At 61.4% G+C, this 16,519-nt stretch carries 15 protein-coding genes and 1 tRNA gene; 5 read left to right on the top strand and 11 right to left on the bottom strand.

All coding sequences use genetic code 11. The annotated features are described in order from the left end of the window. The first annotated feature begins 3 nt into the window (after positions 1-3). From RM192_RS08800 to hflX, 4 genes are all read left to right on the top strand, one after another. Complete coding sequence (locus RM192_RS08800; RefSeq protein WP_311507159.1) at positions 4-2,202, top strand: ATP-binding protein; 2,199 nt, start codon at positions 4-6, stop codon at positions 2,200-2,202. Between the two features lie 11 nt (positions 2,203-2,213). Then, positions 2,214-3,599, top strand: a complete 1,386-nt coding sequence (locus tag RM192_RS08795) for a sigma-54 dependent transcriptional regulator (RefSeq protein ID WP_311507158.1) — start codon at positions 2,214-2,216, stop codon at positions 3,597-3,599. 168 nt (positions 3,600-3,767) lie between these two features. Then, positions 3,768-4,349, top strand: coding sequence for an RNA chaperone Hfq (hfq, locus tag RM192_RS08790; protein WP_311507157.1), 582 nt, complete (start codon positions 3,768-3,770; stop codon positions 4,347-4,349). Beyond that, positions 4,346-5,695 (top strand): GTPase HflX, encoded by a 1,350-nt coding sequence (gene hflX / locus RM192_RS08785; protein WP_311508600.1) that lies wholly within the window; start codon positions 4,346-4,348, stop codon positions 5,693-5,695. The genes hfq and hflX overlap by 4 nt, the downstream gene beginning before the upstream one ends. Here hflX and mazG read toward each other — a convergent pair. The 10 genes from mazG to RM192_RS08735 all read right to left on the bottom strand — a co-directional run bounded on the left by mazG (position 5,672) and on the right by RM192_RS08735 (position 14,596). After that, positions 5,672-6,472, bottom strand: coding sequence for a nucleoside triphosphate pyrophosphohydrolase (gene mazG / locus RM192_RS08780; protein WP_311507156.1), 801 nt, complete (start codon positions 6,470-6,472; stop codon positions 5,672-5,674). The two genes, hflX and mazG, sit on opposite strands and share 24 nt — an antisense overlap. A 65-nt stretch (positions 6,473-6,537) precedes the next feature. Beyond that, the gene (locus tag RM192_RS08775) at positions 6,538-6,708 is read right to left on the bottom strand and encodes a hypothetical protein (protein ID WP_311507155.1); all 171 of its coding nucleotides are present in this window, start codon (positions 6,706-6,708) and stop codon (positions 6,538-6,540) included. Continuing rightward, a complete protein-coding gene (locus RM192_RS08770) occupies positions 6,705-7,472 on the bottom strand; it encodes an MBL fold metallo-hydrolase (protein ID WP_311507154.1) in 768 nt (255 codons plus the stop codon). Before RM192_RS08770 ends, RM192_RS08775 begins: the two co-directional genes overlap by 4 nt. After that, on the bottom strand, positions 7,469-8,245 hold the full coding sequence (locus RM192_RS08765; RefSeq protein WP_311508598.1) for a TatD family hydrolase: 777 nt from the start codon (positions 8,243-8,245) through the stop codon (positions 7,469-7,471). Before RM192_RS08765 ends, RM192_RS08770 begins: the two co-directional genes overlap by 4 nt. Further along, positions 8,245-9,810 carry a methionine--tRNA ligase gene (gene metG / locus RM192_RS08760; RefSeq protein ID WP_311507153.1) on the bottom strand — a complete coding sequence of 522 codons (1,566 nt, stop codon included), beginning with the start codon at positions 9,808-9,810 and terminating at the stop codon, positions 8,245-8,247. The genes RM192_RS08765 and metG overlap by 1 nt, the downstream gene beginning before the upstream one ends. A gap of 34 nt (positions 9,811-9,844) precedes the next feature. Next, complete coding sequence (locus RM192_RS08755; protein ID WP_311508597.1) at positions 9,845-10,798, bottom strand: DNA polymerase III subunit delta'; 954 nt, start codon at positions 10,796-10,798, stop codon at positions 9,845-9,847. Between the two features lie 5 nt (positions 10,799-10,803). Next, positions 10,804-11,451 carry a dTMP kinase gene (gene tmk, locus RM192_RS08750; RefSeq protein ID WP_409233799.1) on the bottom strand — a complete coding sequence of 216 codons (648 nt, stop codon included), beginning with the start codon at positions 11,449-11,451 and terminating at the stop codon, positions 10,804-10,806. Next, positions 11,448-12,575 carry a D-alanyl-D-alanine carboxypeptidase family protein gene (locus RM192_RS08745; protein ID WP_409233825.1) on the bottom strand — a complete coding sequence of 376 codons (1,128 nt, stop codon included), beginning with the start codon at positions 12,573-12,575 and terminating at the stop codon, positions 11,448-11,450. Before RM192_RS08745 ends, tmk begins: the two co-directional genes overlap by 4 nt. 82 nt (positions 12,576-12,657) lie before the next feature. Further along, positions 12,658-13,584 (bottom strand): SPOR domain-containing protein, encoded by a 927-nt coding sequence (locus RM192_RS08740; protein WP_311507151.1) that lies wholly within the window; start codon positions 13,582-13,584, stop codon positions 12,658-12,660. After that, positions 13,568-14,596: a lytic murein transglycosylase gene (locus RM192_RS08735; protein ID WP_311507150.1), complete on the bottom strand. Its 1,029-nt coding sequence runs from the start codon at positions 14,594-14,596 to the stop codon at positions 13,568-13,570. The genes RM192_RS08740 and RM192_RS08735 overlap by 17 nt, the downstream gene beginning before the upstream one ends. A 120-nt stretch (positions 14,597-14,716) precedes the next feature. Here RM192_RS08735 and RM192_RS08730 point away from each other — a divergent pair. After that, positions 14,717-14,806, top strand: a tRNA-Ser gene (locus RM192_RS08730). A gap of 296 nt (positions 14,807-15,102) precedes the next feature. Here the strand turns inward: RM192_RS08730 and lpdA are convergent. After that, positions 15,103-16,515 (bottom strand): dihydrolipoyl dehydrogenase, encoded by a 1,413-nt coding sequence (lpdA, locus tag RM192_RS08725; protein ID WP_311507149.1) that lies wholly within the window; start codon positions 16,513-16,515, stop codon positions 15,103-15,105. Positions 16,516-16,519: the final 4 nt, after the last annotated feature.

Genomic DNA, 16,519 nt, shown 5'->3' with positions numbered 1-16,519 from the left:
CGCATGCCACGTTGGTGGCGGCGCGTGCTTGTCAGCCTTCGCCGCGCCAACGTCTTTCTGCTGCTCGAGATTGCGGCCTCGGCCATCTTTGCGCTGATGGTCGCGGTTAGCTGGCTGACTGTCACCGGATCGAGCGAGCAAGCTCAGATTTTGCCCTCGCGGCTGACGTCGAGCCTGCTCATCGGTACGCTGGTACCGGCCATGGCGCTGCTGGTGCTCGGTGGCCGCCGCCTTGCCATCCGCCGCGCCACGCGCAGCCTCCTTGGGTCGAGCGGACGGCTGCACATCCGGCTGGTGTGGTTGTTCTCGCTGATCGCCGCAATCCCGACCCTGCTGGTCGTGGTGTTTGCTTCGCTCCTGTTTCAGTCGGGCGTTGAGTTCTGGTTCTCAGATAATTCGCGCGGGATGCTCGAAAACGCCAACAAGCTTGCTCAAGGCTATTACGAGGACAAGCTGCGCGATGTCGGCAATGAAACCGTCGCCATGGCGGGCGACATCCGCGATTACCTCAATCAGGCATCGATAACCTCGACCGAGTTTGCCGAAGGTTATTCCTACCAGGTTCTCGGCCGCAAACTAAACGAATCCGCCATTCTCGAACGCGCGCCCGATGGTACTTTGCGCACCGCTGCCATCGTGGATCCGGAAAAGGCCGATCGCCAGCAACGCGTCACCTCGGAGGATCTGAAGCGCCTCGATGCCGGCGAGATCGTCGTTGTGAACGCTTCGGCCGAGCGGATCGAAGCTGTCACGCCAATCGACAAGCGCCGCGGCATCTTCCTCTACGCTGCGCGCACATCCAACGCGCTCGCGCTCGAGCAGTGGGAGCGCGCGCAGACCGTACTCAAATCTTATGACATGCTGACCACGCGGGCGAGGGCGCTGCAACTGCGCTTCAATCTCGCGCTGTTCGGGGTCAGTCTCATGCTGGTCGGGGTGGCCGTCTGGGCGGCGCTGCGCTTTGCCGACCGGCAGGTCGCTCCACTGGCGGAACTCGTCTCCGCAGCCCGGACTATCGGCAGCGGCAACTTCGCCATGCGAGTCGCGCAGAGCAGCGGCACCGACGAAATCGGCCTCCTCGCGCGCGCGTTCAACCGCATGACCCAGCAACTCGAGGGGCAGACGCAGGCACTCGTTAAGGCCAATGCTCAGCTTGAAGTGCGCCGCGCCTTCATCGAGGCCGTGCTGGAATCGATCACCGCAGGCATCGTCTCGATCGGCCGCGACGGGGCGATCCAGCTGATCAATCCATCGGCCCTGCGGCTGATGCGCGATCCCGGCGCCGAGTCCCCCATTGGAAAGACACTGGCCGAAGTCTCGCCAGTGTTTGCGCAGCTTGTCGCCTCGCGCCAGCCAAACAACGTCATCCAGCATCCACTCGGTGGTGACTTGCGCACGCTTGCCGTCCGCGTGGTCGAGGACAGCAACGGCCATGTCATCACGTTCGAAGACATCACCCGCCAGTTGCTCGACCAGCGCCGCGCGGCATGGTCAGACGTTGCCCGGCGTATCGCGCACGAGATCAAGAACCCGCTGACCCCGATCCAGCTTGCGACCGAGCGCCTAAAGCGCCGGTACGGCCGCCAGATCGAAACCGATCCTGAATTGTTCGAAGAACTGACCAACACGATCATCCGGCAGGTGGGTGACCTGCGCAAGATGGTCGACGAGTTCTCCTCCTTCGCGCGCCTGCCCAAGCCAGTGTTCCGCGCCGAGGACGCCAGCGATCTTGTTCGCCAATCGCTGTTCCTGCAGGAAGTGGCTCATACCGAAATTGCTTACAGCTTTGCCTGCGACGAACCGAACGTACCGATCCAGTGCGACCGCCATCAGTTCGGCCAATGCATGACCAACGTGCTTAAAAACGCAATCGAAGCTATTGAAAGCAAGGCCAAAGTCGAAGGAATTGACTACAAGGGCCGCATCGCCGTGACGCTCGCAGGCGATGTGGATACTGTTACGGTAAGCGTTACCGACAATGGCATCGGCCTCCCGGCTGAGCGCGAGCGCATTCTAGAACCTTACATGACCACTCGCGAAAAGGGCACGGGCCTGGGTCTCGCCATCGTCCACAAGATCGTCGAGGAACATGGCGGCGAAATGGCCTTCACGCCTGAACCGGGCGGCGGCACGCGCGTCACCATGCGCTTCGCCCGCGATCCACTTTCACAGACTAACGGCAACGGCGCCGAACAGGACTGACAGGACCCAAAATGGCACTCGATATCCTCATCGTTGACGACGAACGCGACATTCGCGAACTCGTGGCCGGCGTCCTCAGCGACGAAGGTTACGGGTGTCGCCTAGCCGCCGACAGCACCGCGGCGCTGGCCGCCATAGACGAACGCCGCCCCTCGCTCGTGTTGCTCGACGTCTGGCTGCACGGCAGCCCGATGGACGGGCTCGAAGTGCTCGACGAGATCAAGAAGCGCGAGCCGGAGTTGCCGGTGATCATCTTTTCGGGCCACGGCAACATCGATACGGCCGTCTCGGCGATCAGCCGCGGCGCGATGGATTTCCTCGAAAAGCCGTTCGAGGCCGAGCGCCTCTTGTTGCTGGTCGAACGAGCCACCGAAACCGAACGCCTGCGCCGCGAGAACGCGCGCCTGCGCCAGGACTTCGGCATGTCAGACGAATTCACCGGCAACAGTTCAGCGATCAACCAGGTCCGCGCCACCCTGAAGCGCGTCGCCAATACCGGCAGCCGGCTGCTGATCACAGGCCCTGCCGGCTCGGGCAAGGAGGTGGCCGCGCGCCTGCTCCATTCGTGGAGCCCGCGCGCCCAGAATGCCTTCGTCACGGTCAACTCCGCGCGTATCACCCCCGAACGCTTCGAGCAGGAACTGTTCGGCGAAGAGATTGACGGCAAGCTGGTCCGGGCAGGGCTGCTCGAGATGGCCGACGGCGGCACACTGTTCCTCGACGAAGTGTCGGACATGCCTGCCTCGAGCCAGGCGCGCATCCTGCGCGTGCTGACCGAACAATCGTTCGTCCGGGTTGGCGGCCACCGCCAGTTGCGCGTCGATGTACGAGTCGTATCTTCCTCGTCACGCCCGCTCGAAAAGGAAATCGCCGAGCGCCGCTTCCGCGAGGACCTCTATTATCGACTCAACGTCGTTCCCGTTGCTATCCCATCGCTGACCGACCGCCGCGAGGATATTCCTGCACTTGTCGATCATTTCTTCGCCCGCCACGCCAACGAACAGGGCGTGCCACCACCTGCGATCACGCCCGAAGCGATGGCCGCCATGCAGAGCTACGACTGGCCCGGCAACGTCCGCCAGCTTCGTAACGTGGTTGAACGTACGGTCATCCTCGCCCCGCGTGACCGGCTTGCCCGGATCGATGCCGACATGCTGCCATCGGAAATCGTCAGCACGCCAATGGGCGGAGACACCGGCGGCTCGGCGCTGATGGGTGTGCCCTTGCGCGAGGCGCGCGAGAACTTCGAACGCGAATACCTGAAGGTACAGATTCGCCGGTTTTCCGGCAATATTTCCAAGACTGCCAGCTTCATCGGGATGGAGCGCTCGGCGCTTCACCGCAAGCTCAAGCTACTTGGCATGGCCGAGCGCAAGGAAGGCGAAGAAGACGAATAGCTTCGTGAATACGCATTAATTCGGAACTCGCTGCAATTTCCCCGGTTTACGCATCGGTCGGCACGACTTACACTTGCTCTTGAAACCGGCCCGAACAGCAAATGCTGCAAAGGCCTGATCGCGAAAGCCCGTTTACGGGCCAAGCCAATATAAAACGGAGTCACATGAATGACCGGAAAGACCCTCACCGCACGTCCTCGCGCGAAGCCTGAACCCGCACCTGAAGCCGACGTTGTAGTTCCGGCAGCTGTTGCCGGCCCAAGCGGTGGCAAAGGCCAGAACCTGCAGGATCTGTTCCTCAACCATCTGCGCAAGAACAAAATTCCGGTCACGATGTTTCTTGTGAAGGGCGTCAAACTGCAGGGCATCGTCACCTGGTTTGACAACTTCTCGATCCTGCTTCGCCGCGATGGTCAGTCACAGCTGGTCTACAAGCACGCGATCTCGACGATCATGCCCGGCCAGCAACTGTCGGTCGCCCACTTCCAGACGTCGGGCGAAGAGAACGGACGCAAGGCGCGGCTCTTGCAGGAAGTTTTCCTGTCCAGCGTGCGCGATTCCGGTGTTCAGGTCACGATGTTCCTGGTCAACGGGGTCATGCTGCAGGGCAAGGTCGCATCGTACGATCTGTTCTGCATGTTGCTGGAGCGGGAGGGCTACGTCCAGCTTGCCTACAAGCATGCCGTTTCAACAATTCAGCCCGCCGGTCACGTCGATTTGACGGGTGACTGGGATGGTGAGGATTCCTGAGCACTTTTGAATTTGGCAACAATACCGGCGAAGTTGCCGGTGAAGTCAGTCGCGGCGCCCGCGCCATTGTCGTCCTCCCCGATATCAAACAGCGGGGAGGGGGGCTTGGTACGGATGCAGACTCGCGGCTCGAAGAAGGGCAGGGCCTTGCCCGCGCGATCGGCATCGAAGTGGTCGATGCCTTCATCCTGCCGATTCGCGCCGTTCGCCCGTCCACGCTGTTCGGCGAGGGTCAGGTCGAGCGCATCGGCGTAGCCTGCAACCAGTCAGATGCCGAACTGGTCATCATCGATGGGTCGCTCTCGGCGATCCAGCAGCGCAACCTTGAGGACAAACTCAAGCGCAAGGTCATCGACCGCACCGGGCTGATTCTCGAAATCTTCGGCGAGCGCGCAGCCACTGCCGAAGGCCGCTTGCAGGTCGAACTCGCGCATCTCGATTATCAGGCCGGCCGCCTGGTCCGCTCGTGGACTCACCTTGAACGCCAGCGCGGTGGCTTCGGCTTCCTCGGTGGCCCCGGTGAAACTCAGATCGAGGCCGACCGCCGCCTGATCCGTAACCGCATGGCGCGCCTCCGCAAGGAACTCGAGCAGGTCCGCCGCACGCGCGGATTGCACAGAGAGCGTCGCCAGCGCGCGCCTTGGCCCGTTATCGCGCTCGTCGGCTATACCAATGCTGGAAAATCGACGTTGTTCAATCGCTTGACCGGCGCAGCCGTGATGGCCGAAGATCTCCTCTTCGCCACGCTCGACCCGACAATGCGCGCAATCCGGATGCCTGGCGTGGACAAGGCGATCCTGTCCGACACGGTTGGCTTCATTTCCGAACTTCCGACGCAACTTGTGGCGGCCTTTCGGGCCACACTTGAGGAAGTCACCGCCGCAGATGTGATCGTCCACGTCCGCGACGTCGCCAATCCCGCCACCGCTGATCAGAAGTTGGAGGTCGAACAGATCCTCGCCGACCTCGGAGTCAACGGGGAAGGTGGGCCGACCATCCCGGTGATCGAGGCTTGGAACAAATGGGACCTGCTCGCGCCAGAAGATCAGGCCATGCGCCGGGATCTGATCGCAGCAAAAGTTCCCGACGCGCCGGTCGTGCCGATTTCCGCGATGACCGGCGAGGGAGTCGATGCGTTGCTCACCCGTCTTGGTGAAATGCTCACCGGAACGGCACAAACGCTGGAACTCACTGTTCCGCTATCCGACGGTCAGCGCTTGGCGTGGCTGCATGCGCACGGCGACATTCTGGGTGAGACCCAGATCGACGACGACCGAGGCGGTCCGGCAATGCGTATCACGGTGCGCCTTACACCGCGCGAACTAGGCCGTTTCACCGCGCTCTGAACGCTTGACCTGCTGCCAAAGTGCCTCCTGCTCCTCAAGCGTGAGGTCGGCAAATGTTCCCGCGGCGAGGGTCTCCATCCCCACAAACCGCCGCTGGAACTTGGCATTGGCAGCGCGCAATGCATCCTCAGGTGCGACACCATACTTGCGCACTACGTTCACCGCGGCGAACAACAAATCGCCCGCCTCGGCAACTCGCTCTTCGTCTGAACTTGCATGGTCAAGTTCTTCCAATTCCTCGATAACTTTAGAAACGGCACCGGCCGGGTCAGGCCAGTCAAATCCGACGCGGACAGCGCGTTTCTGTAGCTTCTCGGCGCGAATCAATGCTGGAAGTGCCAAAGCCACGCCATCGAGAGCACTCTGCGCGCCTTTGGCAGCGCGCTCATTCGCCTTGGCGCTCTCCCAGCGATCCTCCCGCGATTGGCCGGTGTCGTTTTCATCACCGAAAACATGCGGATGCCGCGCTTCCAACTTGTCGGAAATCGTGGCGGCAACATCATCGAATGAGAACAGCCTGAGCTCTTCGGCCATGCGGGCGTGAAATACAACCTGGAGCAACAAGTCTCCAAGTTCTTCCTTCAGCGCCGTCATGTCGTTGCGCGCGATCGCGTCTTCGACTTCGTAGGCTTCCTCGATCGTGTACGGTGCAATCGTGGAAAAGGTCTGCGCAATGTCCCATTCGCAACCGCGCGCAGGATCACGTAGCCGCGCCATGATGGCGTGCAATCGCTGCAAGCCGGAGGTGGAAGGGGAAAGGTCGCCAGAAACGGTCACGTGCTGCTCCGGAGATGGAATTGATAATAAGTATTATGTAAATTACCGATCAGTCGCTTTGGCGCTCACATGCCCACTATCGAGAAAACAAGTGCGATTGCCGTGATCAGAAAGCCCCACAATGCGGCCATTCGCAAACCATCGGACAACCCCAGCTGCTTACCACGCAGATTCGCAACGATCAGCACCAACGACATCGACAAAGCAACGATACGGGTGATGTCGTCACCGTTCACAAGGCAATCTCCATCCCATCGAACGCTGGTTCGACGTGGCTTGGCGTTTCAATGCACAGTGTCCGGTAGTCCATCGACTTGTCGAGATGCGTAAGAATGCCGCGATTGGCTCTTGCTGCGTCAATCAGTTCCAGCGACATTTCAAGATGCGCGTGCGTGGGATGCGGTTTGCGCCTCAGGCAATCCACGACCAGAAGGTCAACGCCATAAAAAAGACTGACCATCTCTGCGGTAATCTCGCTGAAGTCTGTCGCGTAACCAATTGATTTCCCGCTTTGATCAAAACGAAATGCTGTCGATTGCGCTGGGCCGTGCGGCATCTGGCAATGGCCAATGGCAATGCCGCAGATCATCCGGACGCGGTCAAGGTTGTCGATCTCGCAAATCGTGTGATAGCCGTGCTGCCCCGCGAAAACATAACCGAAGCGCTGTCGCAAGCGCCGAACCGTTTCACCCGCCGCGTAGCCAGGTATCGGCCCAGCGCGGCCATAGCGCAGCGGGCGCAAGTCATCGATCCCATGGCAATGATCGGCATGATCGTGTGTCCACAGCACGCCGTCGACCCGGTCGATATCGCACGCCAGGAACTGGCTGCGCAGATCTGTGGGCGTGTCCACCAGCAAACGGCTACCGTCATCACCCTCGACGATGATCGCAACGCGGGAGCGGCGGTTGCGCGGCTCTGCAGGATCGCAATCGCCCCAGTCGTTGCCGATGCGCGGGACGCCCGTCGACGTGCCCGATCCAAGCACAGTCAACTTCACAGCGATGCCTTGCTGAAAAGCTTGAAGAAATTGGCGCCAGTCACGTCCGCCAACGCTTCCTTGGTGGTTCCACGCAAGGCAGCGACAAACGCGCAAGTATCGGCAACGTAGGCAGGCTCGCACGTTCTGCCGCGATGCGGGATCGGCGCGAGGAACGGCGCATCGGTTTCGACCAATATCCTGTCATCAGGTAGATTGGCAGCAACTGCCTGCAAGTCCTTGGCATTCTTGAATGTCACGATGCCAGACAGTGAAATGGTCAGGCCAAGTTCGAGCATTCGGGCGCCAAATGCGGCTGACGCGGTGAAGCAGTGGATCAGCGCGGGGAAGGCCCCCTTCCCCATTTCTTCCTCAATGATCCGGGCGGTGTCGTCCTCGGCATCGCGGGTATGGATGATGATGGGAAGGCCGGTCTCGCGGGCCACACGAATGTGCACGCGGAACAGATCCTGCTGCACCTGCCGGTCCGAATGATCGTAGTAATAGTCGAGCCCGGTTTCGCCGATCCCGATAACTCGCGGATGCGCGGAAGCATCAAGCAGCGCGGCTTCCCCCAGATCGGCGTGGGCATCTGCCTCATGGGGATGGATGCCGATGCTCGCCCAAACGTCATTCTCACGCTCGGCCGTGGCGACAATTGCTTCCCACTCGCTCCGCCTGGTCGAGATGTTGAGAAACCCTCGCACACCACTTTCGCGCGCGCGAACAAGCACTTGGCGCTGGTCTTCAACCAGCCCCTTGTAGTTCAAATGGCAGTGTGAATCGATCAGCATCATGCCGTGCCGGTGTCCTCTGGCATTTCGAGCCGCGGAAACGCGGGCGATGGTGCGCCGAGCTTCTCGCCAGTCGCCACGCGGGCCATGTACCAGTCCGCATCGGTCAACGCTGCGAAGTCCCGCTGGTCGGCAGGGATGCCAATCTGATCGAGCACCTTGTGTGCCGAGGCTGGTACCACCGGCGCAATTGCGATGGTGAGGTCGCGGATCGCCATGAACAAGGTCAGCAAGACCGCCTTCATGCGGTCAGGATCGGTTTTTCGCAGAGACCACGGCGCCTGCTCATCGACATAGGCATTGCAGGCGAACACGCCCTTCATCCAAGCGTCAATTCCGGCGGAGAAGTTGAGCGCCTCGAACTCGCGCGGCAGCTCATCACGGCACGCACTGAAGACGGCAGCAAGCAAAACGTCATCATCATCCGTGCTGGAAAACGTCTCCAGAGTCCCGTCCATATTCTTGAAAATCATGGAAAGAACGCGCTGCACGAGATTGCCATAGCTGTTCGCCAGTTCGGCATTGCAGCGCGTCACGATGGCCTCGGGCGAGTAGGAACCATCCTGCCCGAACGCCACTTCGCGCATAAGGAAATAGCGCAGCGGATCGACGCCGAAACGTTCCGCCAATTCCAGTGGATCGGTGACGTTGCCGAGCGACTTGGATTCCTTCTGGCCCCGATTGAGCAGGAATCCGTGTCCGAACACCTGATCTGGCAGGGCAATGTCGGCGCTCATCAGGAAGGCTGGCCAATAGACGGTATGGAACCGCACGATATCTTTGCCGATAAGGTGGAGGTTTGCAGGCCAATACCTTGCAAAGTCGCCACTTTCATCGGGGAAACCCAGGCCGGTCAGGTAATTGGCGAGGGCATCGACCCAGACATACATCACATGCCCATCGCTGCCCGGAACCTTTACGCCCCAGTCGAAACTTGTGCGCGAGACGGAAAGGTCGCGAAGTCCGCCTTCCACGAACCGCATCACCTCGTTGCGCCGACCGTCAGGCTGGATGAACTGCGGATTCTCGTTGTAAAGCGCGAGCAGTGGTTCGGCATATTTGGATAGCCGGAAGAACCAGCTCTCCTCGACGGTCCACTCGACTGGCGTACCTTGTGGCGAAAGCTTTTCACCGCCTTCATCCGCTGCCAGTTCACTTTCATCGTAGTAAGCTTCGTCGCGGATCGAATACCAGCCTTCGTAGCGATCGAGATAGAGATCGCCCTTGGCTTCCATCCGCCGCCATAGTTCCTGAACCGACGCGTGATGACGCTCTTCCGTGGTGCGAATGAAAACATCATAAGAGATGTCCAAGTCATCGCACATCTTTATGAAATACGACGACATTTCATCAGATAGTTCGCGCGGTGACACACCCGTCTCGCGCGCTTTCTGCGCCATCTTCAAGCCGTGCTCATCGGTCCCCGTCTGAAAACGCACGTCGCGGCCGAGCGCGCGTTGAAAGCGCGCTATGACGTCGGCAGCAATCGCTTCATAAGCGTGACCGATATGAGGTTTGCCATTGGGATAGCTGATGGCGGTGGTGATGTAATAGGGCTCGCCCATCGGGCAGTTCGCTTTCCTGTCGGGGAATTGGGGCTTAGAGCAGTTCCCTAGTCGGACCCGCCGATGCCAGCAAGGACCCGATTTCCATCAGCAGCATTCCCGGATCGAAATTGTAGATCGGTGCCTCGCCCGCCAACCGGACGAGCCGCGAATGCGCCTCGGCCAGTCGCAGTTTCGCTGCGTCGTCCACTTGCCCCAGGGCGCGGACGACGGTCATCCGCGCAGCCTCGATGGCCGCCAACTGACGTTCGCGGTCGGGCCGCAATCCGAGCGCTCCCGAAAGCGCGCCGCGCAGCGCCAGATCGGGGTCGCCACGCTCGATCAGTGCGGTGAAGATGGCCTGCGCCTTCCCGAGATTCTGCTCGGCAAAAGCAAGTGCGGCACCCGGCGAACCGCCTGCGACTGCGAGGGCGGCGTTCCTCGTCTCGCTATCGAGCTGCGGCGCAGCGGTATCGAGCGCGCGCGCCACCTCGGCGTCGGTCAGCGGATTGAAACGCACGATCAGGCAACGTGAACGCACGGTAGGCAGCAGCCGTCCCAACGCGTGGGCCACCAACAGGAAGAATGTGCCTTGCGGCGGCTCCTCAAGGCTTTTCAAAAGCGCGTTCACTGCCCCCTTCTCGAGCTGGTCAGCAGAGTCGATGATGACGGCTCGGCGTGGCCCAAGCGTCGGCCGCGTTGTCAGCCGCCGCTGAATTTCGCGGATCTGGTCTACGGAGATGTTCCGCTTGGTCAGGAACGGCTTCCCATCGTCCCGCTTTTTCGCCTCGTCTTCGTTGGCTGGAAGCGGGCGCAGCGTCAGAATATCGGGGTGCATGGCGATGGGGGGCTGCGGCACACCTGGCTCCGCCACCAGTTCGGCTGCAGCTGCCTGCGCAAAGGTGGCTTTTCCCAACCCCTCGCGCCCGGCGAGCAACCAGCCATGATGCATCCGGGCGCCAGACAGGGCCGCCCGCCATTGCAACCACGCTTGATCATGGCCGATCATTGACGTCATGACGGTAAAAGGTCGGCGAGCGCGGCCATGATCCCGCCATGAACAACGCTCGGGTCACCCTCCGCCGCTATGACGGCAGAACGGTCAGGGTCTGCGCTCGCACAGGCAAGAAAGGCCGCCGCAACTTTGGCGTGATAGTCACTCCCCCGACCGCCTATCCTGTCGGCAACGTCACCGTCTCGCAAGGCCAGACGCTGCGCAGCCATTTCCGGTGCTACGGTCAGCACCAGCGTCCGATCGGGCATCAGCCCTCCGCTGCCAATCGCATGAAGTGTCATCACCTCGGCATCGCTCAGACCCCCGCCACCGCCCTGATAGGCGCGGCTGCTGTCGATGAAGCGGTCGCAGACCACCCAAGCCCCGCGTGCCAGCGCAGGTGCAATCAGCTTCTCGACATGATCGGCTCGCGCCGCCGCAAACAGCAGCGCCTCGGCCCGAGTTCCCCAGCCATCGCCCTCGTTCGAGAGCAACAGCGCGCGGATCGCTTCAGCACCCGGCGTGCCACCCGGCTCGCGCGTGGTGACCACCTCCAGTCCGCGCGCACGCAGGGCATCAGCCAGGAGCCTCGCCTGGGTCGACTTGCCGACACCCTCCCCGCCTTCAAGCGCGATGAACCGCCCCCTGATGACTGACACTCCGCTCACAGGCCGACCGTGCTCAGCGCACCATTGCGCAACCGTGCCAAAGCGCCACCCTTGGGAACTGCTGCTCCTGCTACCAGAGGCAGGACATGCACCGGCTCACCGGGCACGCGCACGAGCAGACTGGCGACCGTTTCACCCTTGGTAATCGGTGCTTTAAGCGGCCCCTTGTAGCGAACAGCGAGCGTATAGCTGACCTTGCGTCCGGCTGGCGCGGTAACGGTCAACTGACGCGGCGCGACCAGCTGAACCGAGCGCTCGGCCCCGCCCTGCACCTCTGCCACTCCAACTTGCGCACCTTTTCCAAATAGTTGCTGTGCGTTCCAAGCGCCAAACCCCCATTCGATGAAATCGCGGGACTGGCCGGTGCGATCCTTGGGCCGGTCATAGCCGCCCAGCACCATTACCAACCGCCGGCCATTGCGCTCCGCCGATCCGACAAAGCCGTAGCCAGCCTCGTTGGTAAACCCCGTCTTCACCCCGTCAGCACCTTGGGTAAAGCCATAGAGCGGATTGTGGTTGGGTTGGGTAATTCCGTTCCACGTCATCTGCGAATGGCCGTAGAACCTTCTGTAAAGGTCAGGAAAGCGCGTCATCAACGCGCCGCTCAACGTGGCCAGATCGGCAGCCGTCACGTAGGTCTGCCCCTGATCCATCCAACCGTTGGGCGTGTTGAAATGACTGTCGCGCATGCCAAGGTCGGCCGCCGCCGCATTCATCAGCCCGGTAAACGCCGGAACCGATCCGGTCGCGCCCTCTGCCAGCACCACACAGGCATCGTTGGCAGAGACCGTGACGATCCCCTCGATAAGTTCGGCAACCGTTGGCTGTGCATCCGATGGCAGGAACATCGTGCTGCCGACCCTGCGCCACGCGCGATACGTCTCGGGCCGGATGGGGATGCGCTGGTCGAGGCGCAGCTTTCCCTTGGAAATCAGGTCGAATGCGACATAGCTGGTCATGATCTTGGTGATCGACGCGGGCACAAACCGCCTGTGCGCATCGCGGGCATAGAGCACCCGGCCTGAACCGACATCGAGCAGTAGCGCAATCGGAGCCGATATCTCCGGCATCGGCGCAACGCCAACCGCCTCAGGCGCGGCGGCCGCAGCGGGCATGGCGGCCATCACCACGCCCAGAGCCAAGGTCACGAACTTTACACGCAAACGGCAATCCCCGATCAATCAGGGCCGCCCCGCCTTTTGCGGATCAAGGCGCGGTCACGACCCGGGCATCGGCATAGCCCGCCGCGCGCGCCTTCGCCAGCGCCGCATCGGCTTGTCCACGATCGTTGTGCGGTCCGGTGCGAACACGCCAGAACTTACCAACCTGGGCCACCGAACCACCGACGGACTTTGCCGCGCTCTCTGCGCGGTCACGAGACGAAAACGCACCGACTTGCACGAACGAGCCTTTTGCGGGCGACTTCGGCTCTGCCTTTGGCGGCACCGAAGCAGACGGAGCGGCTTTCGGCGCGGTCACCGGTTTGGGCGCTGCGACCGGCTTTGCCGGGACGCCTTGGGCCTTGGCGGGTTTGACGGGTGCAGGCTGCGAAACGGCAGGAAGGTCCAATGCTGCCACAAGCGCCGGAGCCACGGGAATCCCCAGCTTGCGTTTCAAAGCAGCAAGCAAGCCAGTTGGCGTATCCATCCGCTGCGGAACCTGCGATCCAGCACGCAACAGCGCCCGTTCGGCTTCGGGAGGATTGACCCTGCGCACCCGGACCGGCAACCGCGCGCCCGGTGCAGCCCCAAGTTGCGCCCACGCAGCAGCCGACAGCGAAACAAGCTCGCTTCCTTGCATCGGACCGCGCTGGGTCATGCGAACCAGAATTGTGCGTCCGGTATCCAGCGATGTCACTTCTACGTAACTTGGCAGCGGGAGCGTGCGATGCGCGCCGCTGATCCCTTGGCCGCCATCTACCACCGCATAGCCGACCGAATCGTAATTCAGCGTATCGGAAGGGGTATAGGTCGTTCCATCCACCACGAATGGTTCGCCCAGAACCATCGGGTAATCGCCCGCAGGACCGCCCACCGCCATGTCGGAAACCTTGGAAACCCGAGCATTTGCGCCGCCACAAGCGGTCAGCAACACTGCGGCGGAAAGGCCGATCCAGCTAGCGACTGATTTCATCTGCAAGAAGTCCTACCGACAAGGCGTAAAAGTTCGAGCAGTTATAATCGAGGATAACCCTATAATTTCCGGTTAGCAGATAAGCAGTTCGCCCGCGACCGTCAGGCTCGAGCAGGCTCGCCATCGCGTCATCCGCCAGATAGGCGCCTGATCGAGGCACGATGCCAAGAGCGCGCCATTCGCGTATCGTCTTCCATCCGGTATGCCTGTCGAATACGCGGGCACATCGCGGACTCTTGAGCGTGGTGCCAAGAGTTGCGCGGTCCAATCCTTCGGGAACGCTAACCGCCACACCCCAGGGCTGGCCTGGACGCCACCCGGCGTCGCGGAAGTAGTTGGCAATCGATGCGAGCGTGTCAGTCCTGCTGGTCCAGATGTCGGCAAAACCGTCGCCATCGCCGTCCTGAGCCACGCGCAGATAGACAGACGGCAGGAACTGCGGATTGCCGAACGCACCCGCCCAGCTTCCCACCAGTTTTGAGCGCGGCACGCCTCGGTCGACCATCTTCATCGCCGCGATGAATTCGTCAGCGAACAATTCCCGGCGACGGCCTTCGTAGGCAAGTGTCGCCAGTGCGCGAGGAAGGTCGAAATCACCGGTATAGCCCCCGTAGTCGGTTTCATGCCCCCAGATCGCCAGCATGATCGGTCCTGGCACGCCATACTTGCGCTCGATTGCGCCCAATTGTCCGGATACCGCGGCATATTGCCGGCGGCCACGCGCAATCCGCGCCGCATCGACATGGCTGCGGCGATAAGGTTCAAACGCAGGGATCGCCCCGGACGATGAACCGGGCTGGGCCCGATCAAGCTGAATCACCCGCTGGTTGAGCGTCAGCCCCGATGTCATTTGCGCAATAGTCGATTCGCGAACGCCCTCACCACGCGCCCGTGCCGCGAGCAGTTGCAGATAGCCCTGGAACCCCGCCTCTTCCCCGGCAACCTGCCCTTCAGCCGGACCTGCCAGCCCAAGCACCAGCGCCGTCACAAATGCGGCCCTGAACCCTCTCATGTTCTTCAATAAAGTCATGCCAAGGGTGTCGCATGTATGATTGACGATGGGAATCCCCTTTGCGACCGATCCGGAAGGCGCTAACGGCGAACCGATTCCGGCGTAAGGTCAGAATCGTGCGGACAGGTGGCCGAGTGGTTTAAGGCAGCGGTCTTGAAAACCGCCGTGGGTGGAAGCTCACCGTGGGTTCGAATCCCACCCTGTCCGCCACTTTCACCGCAAACTCGATCAGGCCTCATCCGACTCCGGTATATCCAGCGCTTTTGGTGACGGACGACCGAATGCGCATAGGTGGCCTGGCTCAAACGTAATGGTCTGCCATTCAGCTTCCCAGCCCGAGGGACGAATGGGGTCAGAGATTTCGTATTCCATGCTGGCCTCGCTCTTCTCTCGAGAAGGCAACAACCTGTGCTCGCTGGTGTTCCGAGTGCAAACCAAAGAAAAACGCGGGAGGTGACCTTCCCGCGTCCATCCTATTTTCAATGACTTGATCTGCGGATCTACGATCAGATGTGAATTGCCCGTCCATAAGCGGCCAGCACGCTTTCGTGCATCGATTCGCTGATCGTGGGGTGCGGGAAGACTGTGTGCATCAGTTCGGCTTCGGTCGTTTCCAGCGTCTTGCCGATGACATAGCCCTGGATCATTTCGGTCACTTCCGCGCCGATCATGTGCGCGCCAAGCAGTTCGCCGGTCTTGGCGTCGAACACCGTCTTCACGAAGCCTTCCGGTTCGCCCAGCGCGATGGCCTTGCCGTTGCCGATGAACGGGAACGTGCCGACCTTGAGCGTGTAGCCTGCTTCCTTGGCCTTGGCTTCGGTCAGGCCGACGCTGGCGATCTGCGGGTGGCAGTAGGTGCAGCCCGGAATGTTGCCGCGATCCATCGGGTGCGGGTGAACGTCCTTGTTGCCGAGTTCCGCCGCGATGGCTTCGGCGGCGATCACGCCTTCATGGCTTGCCTTATGCGCCAGCCACGGACCTGGCGTCACGTCGCCGATCGCCCAAAGGCCCTTCACATTGGTGCGGCCATAGCCATCGATGGCGATGATCCCGCGCTCGGCCTTCACGCCCAGTGCTTCAAGCCCGATGTTCTCGGTGTTCGGCGCGATGCCGACAGCGACAATGACATGGCTGAAATCGCTCTCGGCAACCTTGCCGTCCTTGCCCTTGATCTTGGCCTTGATGCCCGATGCGCTAACGGCAAGGCTTTCCACCCCAGCGCCCGTCATTACGGTCATGCCCTGCTTGACCAGCGCTTTCTCGAGGAACGCCGAAACGTCCGCATCCTCCACCGGGACAACGCGGTCCATCATCTCAACGACGGTAACTTTAGACCCCATGTCGTTGTAGAAGCTGGCAAATTCGATACCGATGGCGCCTGATCCGATCACCAGCAGGTTCGTCGGCAGGACCTTCGGCGTCATGGCGTGGCGGTACGTCCATACGCGCTCGCCGTCAGCCTTTGCGAAGGGAAGGTCGCGCGCACGTGCGCCGGTTGCCACGATCACGTGCTTGGCCGAGATCGTCTCGGTGCCCTTGTCACCAGTCACTTCAACGCTCGTGGCGCTCTTCAACACACCGGCGCCCATGTGCACGGTGATCTTGTTCTTCTTCATCAGGTGCGTGACGCCCTGATTGAGCTGCTTTGCCACCCCGCGCGAACGCTTGACCACCGCGTCGAGATCGGCGCGAATATTGTCTGCGGCAAGGCCATAGGAGGCGGCGTGCTTCATGTGGTTCAGCACTTCGGCCGAGCGCAGCAGTGCTTTGGTCGGGATGCAGCCCCAGTTGAGGCAGATGCCGCCCAGATTCTCGCGCTCGACAATCGCTGTCTTCAGCCCAAGCTGCGAACAGCGGATCGCCGCCACATAGCCGCCGGGGCCGGATCCGAGGACGATGACGTCATATTGTTCAGCCACGCGA

It is taken from the genome of Novosphingobium sp. MMS21-SN21R, assembly GCF_031846015.1.
GTDB lineage: Bacteria > Pseudomonadota > Alphaproteobacteria > Sphingomonadales > Sphingomonadaceae > Novosphingobium.
This window is presented reverse-complemented; position numbering and strand designations above follow the sequence as displayed.

What these genes read in the sequence shown, in the direction of transcription:
- RM192_RS08800 (WP_311507159.1), top strand. Translation starts at nt 4, where the DNA reads ATGCCACGTTGGTGGCGGCGCGTGCTTGTCAGCCTTCGCCGCGCCAAC.
- RM192_RS08795 (WP_311507158.1), top strand. Translation starts at nt 2,214, where the DNA reads ATGGCACTCGATATCCTCATCGTTGACGACGAACGCGACATTCGCGAA.
- hfq (WP_311507157.1), top strand. Translation starts at nt 3,768, where the DNA reads ATGACCGGAAAGACCCTCACCGCACGTCCTCGCGCGAAGCCTGAACCC.
- RM192_RS08765 (WP_311508598.1), bottom strand. Translation starts at nt 8,245, where the DNA reads ATGCTGATCGATTCACACTGCCATTTGAACTACAAGGGGCTGGTTGAA.
- metG (WP_311507153.1), bottom strand. Translation starts at nt 9,810, where the DNA reads ATGGGCGAGCCCTATTACATCACCACCGCCATCAGCTATCCCAATGGC.
- RM192_RS08755 (WP_311508597.1), bottom strand. Translation starts at nt 10,798, where the DNA reads ATGATCGGCCATGATCAAGCGTGGTTGCAATGGCGGGCGGCCCTGTCT.
- RM192_RS08745 (WP_409233825.1), bottom strand. Translation starts at nt 12,575, where the DNA reads ATGGCCGCCATGCCCGCTGCGGCCGCCGCGCCTGAGGCGGTTGGCGTT.
- RM192_RS08740 (WP_311507151.1), bottom strand. Translation starts at nt 13,584, where the DNA reads ATGAAATCAGTCGCTAGCTGGATCGGCCTTTCCGCCGCAGTGTTGCTG.
- RM192_RS08735 (WP_311507150.1), bottom strand. Translation starts at nt 14,596, where the DNA reads ATGAGAGGGTTCAGGGCCGCATTTGTGACGGCGCTGGTGCTTGGGCTG.